This window comes from Paenibacillus sp. 01T422 (assembly GCF_056398785.1).
In genome coordinates, this window is the sequence record NZ_JBFTQB010000516.1 from 1 (window position 1) to 6,140 (window position 6,140).

The 6,140-nt window shown below is 44.8% G+C and carries 5 protein-coding genes and 1 pseudogene; all 6 read left to right on the forward strand.

Going from position 1 to position 6,140, the window contains the following annotated elements:
* Positions 1 to 1,145, forward strand: a 1,145-nt coding sequence (locus AC1DUA_RS24710) for a glycosyl hydrolase family 95 catalytic domain-containing protein (RefSeq protein WP_477502288.1), incomplete at its 5' end; no start/stop codon positions are given.
* 120 nt (positions 1,146 to 1,265) lie between these two features.
* Positions 1,266 to 2,828 (forward strand): extracellular solute-binding protein, encoded by a 1,563-nt coding sequence (locus AC1DUA_RS24715; protein ID WP_477502289.1) that lies wholly within the window; start codon positions 1,266 to 1,268, stop codon positions 2,826 to 2,828.
* A 105-nt stretch (positions 2,829 to 2,933) separates the two neighbouring features.
* Positions 2,934 to 3,950: a response regulator gene (locus AC1DUA_RS24720; RefSeq protein WP_477502290.1), complete on the forward strand. Its 1,017-nt coding sequence runs from the start codon at positions 2,934 to 2,936 to the stop codon at positions 3,948 to 3,950.
* Entirely contained in the window at positions 3,947 to 4,603 is a 657-nt protein-coding gene (locus AC1DUA_RS24725; protein WP_477502291.1) for a cache domain-containing protein, read from the forward strand. The genes AC1DUA_RS24720 and AC1DUA_RS24725 overlap by 4 nt, the downstream gene beginning before the upstream one ends.
* Entirely contained in the window at positions 4,594 to 5,565 is a 972-nt protein-coding gene (locus tag AC1DUA_RS24730; RefSeq protein WP_477502292.1) for a sensor histidine kinase, read from the forward strand. Before AC1DUA_RS24725 ends, AC1DUA_RS24730 begins: the two co-directional genes overlap by 10 nt.
* A gap of 189 nt (positions 5,566 to 5,754) precedes the next feature.
* A pseudogene (locus AC1DUA_RS24735) lies at positions 5,755 to 6,140 on the forward strand (sugar ABC transporter permease); the annotation flags it as partial.

Below are 6,140 nucleotides of genomic sequence, written 5' to 3' on the forward strand. Positions count from 1 at the left end.
GAATGAGAGTGAAAGGGAGAATAACCGCGAAAACACTCTACGGCTGCAGAGGATTCGTCGCCCATCACAATACGAATATTTGGGCCGAAACCCGTCCTGAGGGCATCCTCGCAACAAGCGTCATTTGGCCGATGGGTGCAGCGTGGCTTAGTCTGCATCTGTGGGAGCATTATGCGTATACCGGGAATACGGCATTCTTGCGCGAGCGGGCTTATCCGGTTTTGAAAGAAGCGGCGGAATTTTTCATGGATTATTTGACAGAGGCCCCAGATGGAACATGGGTGACAGGACCTTCTATTTCTCCGGAAAATAGTTTCATATTACCAAGTGGGCTCCGAGGTACCTTGTGCATGGGACCTTCTATGGACTCACAGATTGTACATGCCTTGTTCGAAGCTTGTATAAAAAGCAGCCATCTCTTGCAGTGCGATGAATCGTTTCGTGATCAACTGACAGAACGGATGGGGAAACTTCCTCAACCACAAATCGGGGCTAATGGTCAGTTAATGGAATGGATGGAGGAATACGTTGAAGCTGAACCTGGTCATCGGCACATTTCCCATCTCTTCGCGCTACATCCAGGCAAACAGATTGACATTCATACAACGCCAGATCTTGCCGAAGCCGCTAAGATGACTTTGCGAAGTAGACTGGCTAATGGTGGAGGTCATACGGGTTGGAGCTGCGCTTGGATCATTAACATGTTCGCACGGCTTGGAGATGGTGACTCTGCGCTGGCTTATGTGTTGAATTTATTTGAGAAATCCACGTACCCGAATTTATTTGACGCACATCCGCCGTTTCAGATTGATGGGAACTTCGGAGCGACCGCAGGTATAGCAGAGATGTTGCTCCAGAGTCATATGGGCGAGCTTAATCTGCTGCCAGCTCTTCCTGGTGATTGGGAATCGGGTTCGATCATAGGTTTGAGAGCGCAAGGCGGATATGTTGTTGATTTGGCTTGGGATCAAGGGCAACTAAGCCAGGCGACAATTCAGGCATCAGAGGATAAAATTTGCACGATTCGCACGTCCGTGCCGAGTATTGTTGTCTTGAATGATCAGGAGATTGCCCGGTCCAATGGGGAACAGACAACGAGCTTCAAGGTGCAGCAGGGCAGTGTATATCGAGTGATTGCACAATAAAGTGTTAACACAAACACAACACCATTGTTAAAAAACACATTCCTCATCATTCCAAGGAAGGGTAAGATGTAGATATCCAGTTCCGTTGGATAATTACGATAGAGAATGGGGCAGAAACGAATGAAAAAAGGGATGGTTATTGCATTAACCCTGGTTTTGACAGCTGGCGCGCTTTCGGGCTGTGGTGGCGGAGCAACAAATCCAAAGTCCGGCGATACAGCGAAAAAAGATGAAGTCCAAAAGTTTTCCATGTCCATGACGACAAGCGGTTACAAATATGCAGAGCAAACAGCAGATGTGAATAAAGAGAAATGGGTGAAAAAGCTGGAGGAGCTTACGAATGTAGATCTCGACCTTCGTATGATTCCGCTGAAAGATTTTGACCAAAAAATGTCTCTGATGTTTGCTTCCAATGATATTCCGGATCTCGTTCAAAATGTTGGAGGGGCTACGACCAAAGGGATGTCAGGTTCTGTAGAAGCTGGAGTGTTCATGCCTTTGGACGATTTGCTCAAGCAGTATGCTCCAAACATAATGAAAGCGATACCAAAGGAAGCATGGCAAGAAACCAGCTTTAACGGCAAAATCTACGGTATTCCATCGTGGCTTTCCAATCCTTCCCGCCGTGCGACCTTCATTAGAGCGGATCTGCTTGCAAAAACAGGACTGCCTGCACCGAAAACGGTTGATGAGTTTATGGCAGTGATGAGAGCGCTGAAAGCCAACGGGGTAGCGAACCCGTATCAAATGCGCGAAAACTTCAAGTACGCAGATACGATTCTAGGAGCTTACGATGTGCTTCCTGCTCAATTCGAAGTCAAGGGAGACCAGGTTGTACCGAAATTCTTCGATGTGGAGAACATGACCAAAGCGCTTCAAACCTTTAAGACCATGTTCGACGAAGGATTAATTCCAAAAGATTTCGCATCCATCTCTTCTACCGATTATAATAAGAATATTGAAGCTGGCAAGGTAGGCATGTGGTCAGCTAATGCGCAGAGCTTGTCCGGTTTCCGCAACAAACTGAAGAACCTTGTGCCAGATGGGAAAATCGAGATTATCTCATCCCCACGCGGACCGGAAAACTTCGGTGGACATCTGCTCTACTCCAGCATTAATACTTCTTATTACATTAATAACAAGGTTTCAAAAGAAAAAGCGATCCGCATTATTCAGTTCTTGGAATGGATGCTAACGCCGGAAGCTGAGAAATATTTCTCCTTCGGGATTGAAGGGGAAACGTATACAACAGAGAATGGCAAAATTAAATTCACGCCTCCAACGGAAACCTCAGCTATTGAGGAGGATCAATTCCGCGGTATGTTCTGGTTCGTACACGATGTAGTTTACAACAAAGCCAAGGAAGAGATGTCTGCGGACGGACGCGACATGATCAAGTATTTAGATACGATTGTTTCCAAAGAAGGTTTGGGCTCCATCCGGTTTGTACCACAGCTTGAATCGTTCTCGAAGTATCCGGACGTAGCTCCTGCAGGCGATGATGTTGGACCTAAACTAATTATTGATCATATGATTAAAATGATTTATGGCAAGGAACCAATCTCAGATTGGCCGAAAGTAATTGAGGAATACAAAACAAAAGGCGGCAACGATATCCTGAAAGAAGCAACTGAGCGTTACAAGCAAGGCAATGGGGCTATCGTTTCCAAAAACATAAACTAATTTCAAGGCAGAGGAAAAAGGATTTGTCCCCGCAATTGGCGGACWAGTCTCTTTTTTCTTGGGCGTATTTTTCGACCAACGTTAGAGATGGGGGCTTGGACTTTCGTGAGACTGTTAATTGTAGATGATGAACCGGTAATTCGCAGCGGCTTGATGATGATGGCACAGAGCTATACGCATAAGTTTCAACAAATTGAAACCGCGGTAAACGGGCTTGATGCTCTGGAGCAAATGACTCGGTTCGAACCAGACCTGCTTCTAACGGATATTCGAATGCCCAAAATGGATGGCTTGGAGCTTTGCCGCAACGTTTACGAGAAATATCCTCATATTATGATGGTCGTGGTTTCGGGCTATAGTGATTTTGATTATGCACAAAAATGTCTATCGTACGGGGTCAAGCACTATCTGCTGAAGCCGGTTACACCGCCGGATCTGCATGATGTCTTTGACATCATTATGAAATCGCAATCACAAGGGTATATCCCTGTATCCCGCTATGTGGAATGGGTTGAACGAATAGAAAACAGCATTTGGTTACTGCAGGAAGAAGAGCTGCAGAAGATTATAGAGGAGTTAAAAGAAGATTGTTCCCACTTGTCTGCGGCTCAGTTGAAAGGTCAGCTCCTCGATGCGGCCGTGCTGCTGCATAAGCAGTTTCAAGAGAAAAATCGTGTGATTAGCGCTGATTTAACGGAGGAATTCCGTTCCTCTTCGAAAGCGGAGCTGTTTAAGGAATTTGAGGAACGGCTGCAAACCGTTATAATGGATATTTTGGTTGTACGGCGTGGTAATTTCAAGGACCCTATGGAGGAAGCCAAAACCTATATTGACAATCATTTGTCGGTGGATATTTCTTTGAAAGAAGTTGCGGATATGGTGGGGATTACCCCGAATTATTTCAGCACTTTGTTCAAAAAAATGAGCAATGAAACCTTCATTAGCTACCGAATTAATAAAAGAATGGAAAAGGCTCGGGAGCTGCTGGCGATTCCGCATAAACGAACCGTGGATATAGCGGCAGAAGTAGGCTACGATGATTACCCGCATTTTACAAAAACATTTAAGAAAGTCTTTGGAATTTCACCCTCGGATTATCGGGAATCGCTGGGGATGAAATGAAAAAATTCAATTTATATCCTAAGTTATTTTTATCCTATTTCGTTGTGATCATGATTTCTTTGACAAGCGTTGGTGTGTTTTCCTACTGGAGTTCGTCCAACGAACTTGATCATATTGTGGAGAAGCAGCTAACGCAGGTGGTAGGGAATGCAGCGCACCATACGGATCTGTATATCCGCAGCTATGAGCGGTCCATGGTTTCTCTATTGAGCAGTAACGATGTCAAACGGTTCATTGATCTGCCGGAGGGGGAAACGGGTTACCCTTATTATGAGGTGAGAAAGTTCATTAAGGAGCTTATTATTGAGCCGGCGTTTGCTCGTAATCCAGAAATATCCAATATTTATATGATTAGCTTCAATCATAATACGATGTATTTTTACAATGATTCCGTTGGTGGATCGTTCAACAAGGAAGAAGCACAACAACAACTGGAATTTTTCAAAGCAAATACAAAGCCGGATGGCAGCTTGAGTGTACTGAACCACAGTATTCTGTCTGGACAACAAAATATAACGCTGGTCCGACAGATTCGTGGACTTTCCTCTACGGAACCTAAAGGGATTCTTGTCGTGGAGTTACGGGCGGCTGAGCTGTCAGAGCTGTGGAAAGGTATAGATTTGGGCGAAGGCTGGTCGTTGCGATGTCGGTGAAGGAGCTGCGCAAACCGAGCGATACGATTCGGACGACAACGATCGTTGTCGGATGTTTCACACTAGGCATCGCGTTATGGATAGCTTTCCGATTCGGAAGATCAATCACAGGGCCGATACGTATCTTGCGAAGTGCCATGCGGCAAACTGAACAGGGGAATTGGGTGCAAATTCCGCTTCCGGAGCATCGTGACGAGATCGCTGAGTTAATGAGCCGATACAACTTGATGGTGACTCGCCTCTCAGAGCTGGTAGATAAAGTATACCAGGCCGAGCTTAGTGATCAGAAAAGCCAGATGGAACGCCAAAAGGCAGAGCTGCAATCTTTGCAGCTGCAGATTAATCCTCATTTTTTATATAACACACTAGAAACGATTGTTTGCTATGCGGTCATAAGAGATTCGAAGGAAATCTATGAAATTGTCAAAGCGCTGGCGTATATGCTGCGTTATTCCGTGCAGACCAATCTGGAAGAGATCACCGTTTCCAATGAATTAAAACATGTCATGTTCTATCTTGTCGTTCTTAAGCACCGTATCGGTCGGGAGTTTGAAGTAGATGTCAGCATTCATCCAGATTATTTATTGAATAGCATGGTTCGTCTAACCTTGCAGCCGCTGATTGAAAATGCTTTTCAGCATGCTTTCGCGGACGGTGTGGAGGACTATCATTATATTCGCATTGATGCTGGTGAGGATGAGGATAAGTTCTGGGTTAGCGTTGAGGATAACGGTCTTGGTATCAACGAGGCCAGGCTGGAGGAACTGCGTGAGAAACTGCATACAAACCAGCTTGCGGATAAAGAAGATGGCTCCTCGAAAGGAATTGGCGGGATCGGGATTGTCAATGTTCATCGACGAATTCAGATGGTATTTGGCGAGCAGTATGGCTTGCAGATCGAAAGTGAAGTGGAGAAGGGAACCAAACTCATCATGCTAATGCCTACTTCAGCTCGGGGTTAACATAGTTGAGATAAACGATAGATGAATAACTGGAATATCTTGTGTGACCCTTGCCGTAGGCAAGGGTTTTTCTGTGTTCAGATTGTTGAAAAACACACCTGGAAACGAAGTTTCTCCATGGTTTCACTAGGGAGCCCATAGTATGATGAGACCATCAAACATTCAGATGGAAAGAAAGGAAAGACGAACATGGCTTCAAAGACAGATTCTGCAGGACAGACGGTATATACATTTGCATCGAAAAAAGCGAAAAGAGCTTTTGTAATGAAACATTGGCCTCTATACGTGATTTCTATTCCAGGGCTTATTTATTTTGTCATTTTTAAATATATTCCCTTGTTCGGTTCGGCCATCGCCTTTCAAAACTACAATATTTTTAAAGGGATAACAGGGAGTCCGTGGGTCGGCTTGGAGCACTTTAAACGGATGTTCGCTTATGATGAATTTCTTATCATTTTAAAAAACACATTATTGATCGGCATTTATGATTTGCTCTTTGCGTTTCCTATACCGATCATACTCGCGCTGCTGTTGAATGAAATTCGGTTCAATGGGTATAAAAGAGTGCTGCAGAC

Excerpts from the sequence above, each read along its gene's own strand:
- AC1DUA_RS24715 (WP_477502289.1), top strand. The coding sequence starts at position 1,266 with ATGAAAAAAGGGATGGTTATTGCATTAACCCTGGTTTTGACAGCTGGC.
- AC1DUA_RS24730 (WP_477502292.1), top strand. The coding sequence starts at position 4,594 with ATGTCGGTGAAGGAGCTGCGCAAACCGAGCGATACGATTCGGACGACA.
- AC1DUA_RS24725 (WP_477502291.1), top strand. The coding sequence starts at position 3,947 with ATGAAAAAATTCAATTTATATCCTAAGTTATTTTTATCCTATTTCGTT.